Source organism: Providencia sp. PROV033, assembly GCF_028484855.1.
In the GTDB taxonomy this organism is placed as follows: domain Bacteria; phylum Pseudomonadota; class Gammaproteobacteria; order Enterobacterales; family Enterobacteriaceae; genus Providencia; species Providencia alcalifaciens.
This window is the reverse complement of sequence record NZ_JAMPSW010000184.1, coordinates 1-1,220: the sequence shown is the minus strand read 5'-3', so window position 1 is coordinate 1,220 and position 1,220 is coordinate 1. Positions and strand designations below refer to the sequence as shown.

Here is a 1,220-nt window from a genome sequence, read left to right as displayed (position 1 = left end):
ACAGGAACTTAGTTATAATCAGTGATGATTTATTTAGAACCACATCTATATTTATTCCATAATTGTACAGCTGCGTTTTCACGTTCACCTTTTATAAGGTTGACCATATCAGTTGCTCTAATTGTAGCGATATTCATTTCGTAATTATATTCGGTAATAAATCTGGTAGTTCCCAGCAAATTTTGTCTGAGCTGAGCAAATTCTTTTAGGGTTTTGTCGTACATAGCCCATTTTTGCTCAGGTGTAATTCGATTGTCATAGCCAGATAGTGTGGCAAACGTAGCGCATTCAGCTTTGTCTTTAAATGGACCAGATATAATTTCTGCATTGACAGATGAACTAGCCAGTAAAAAAAGAGCTAATGCATTTATTATTCTCATTTGTGGCACCTAAAAAATAAAACTGTTGTTATTGGGGTCCGTTTGGATATAGAGAATTATTGTACGGTAAGCCTGTTTTTTGAACAGACTTACCTATAGCAATAGGGTGTACTCCCGCGCTATACGGCATTTTCAGAGGTTTGACCTTAATCGGATAACCTAAATGCGATACTGCAAGAGCGACAACTTAAAAGCGATAGCCACTGACGCAAAATCAACCCCTTACGAACCAAGATTGGTTAAATAATGCGCTTAACGTACAAAAATTTCCGATCTCCAAACTGACCCCTTATTATGCAAGTAAATCATTGTTTATCAATTCTCTGGAGTGCCATGAGTAAATTAATAGCTGTTTTTTTGTTATTGTTCGTTAGTACAGCTTATGGAGTTAGTATTCCATGCTTCATCATCGGAGAGGATGGAAAGCCATCGGGAAAATCCGTCGTCATTACTCCATACAAGGAATACGTTGAAATTAGCTTTAATGCGAATAATAAGGTCATCGTCCCTTACTATGGAAATGCTGATGGCGCTGGCTGGGAGTACATCGATTCGCGGTGGGATGTGCTTGTTGGGAAGAGTAGCCCCTCTGTGTTGAGTGTTGTGGTGTTCGACTCTGCGAATGAGTTTTCCTGTGGTGGGCGAATGGGTTTAAAGTAACCGGTTTTTGCTTTAGATAATCGCAAAAAACCCTAATGCCCCAATGTGGTACTAATCAAAACGGAGCGAAGCGACAGCGTCTTCCTGTCTTTGCTTTTCTCCATGATCAGTTATTGGGTCATGGTGTCTTAGTTGATTCAGCTAACTAAGTCTGGTTAGGTCGGGTTTCTTTCTACACTT

At 39.6% G+C, this 1,220-nt stretch carries 2 protein-coding genes; one reads left to right on the top strand and one right to left on the bottom strand.

Going from position 1 to position 1,220, the window contains the following annotated elements:
* Positions 1–29: 29 nt before the first annotated feature.
* Complete coding sequence (locus PSF16_RS17120; RefSeq protein WP_260280925.1) at positions 30–380, bottom strand: hypothetical protein; 351 nt, start codon at positions 378–380, stop codon at positions 30–32.
* Between the two features lie 333 nt (positions 381–713).
* Here PSF16_RS17120 and PSF16_RS17115 point away from each other — a divergent pair, with 333 nt between their 5' ends.
* A complete protein-coding gene (locus PSF16_RS17115) occupies positions 714–1,040 on the top strand; it encodes a hypothetical protein (RefSeq protein ID WP_260280924.1) in 327 nt (108 codons plus the stop codon).
* The last annotated feature ends 180 nt before the right edge of the window (positions 1,041–1,220 follow it).